A 240-nucleotide genomic window follows, 5' to 3' on the forward strand; every position below is an offset into this window, starting at 1 on the left:
CGCCCACGCCGCCCCCGGTCAATTTCGACACGTCGGAATATCGCGCCTCTGTCGGTCCGGTTTCGGCGACCGCGCTGACCGCGTATCAGAACGGCGCGACCGGGCGGGGCGTCGGCATCGGCATCGTCGATACCGGCATCGACGCGGGGACCCAGGAGTTTCCCGGCCGCATCAGTACCGCATCGACCAGCACCGCCGGCAACGGATCGACCGATGACGAGGACGGGCACGGCACGGCGG

The 240-nt window shown here is 70.0% G+C and carries 1 protein-coding gene; it reads left to right on the plus strand.

Translation table 11 applies throughout. The features are described 5' to 3' along the window. Positions 1 to 240: hypothetical protein (locus AX709_RS18865; RefSeq protein WP_197432018.1), on the plus strand; the 240-nt coding region annotated here is incomplete at both ends.

The organism is Sphingomonas sp. CCH15-F11 (assembly GCF_001557005.1).
Classification (GTDB): Bacteria; Pseudomonadota; Alphaproteobacteria; order Sphingomonadales; family Sphingomonadaceae; genus Sphingomonas.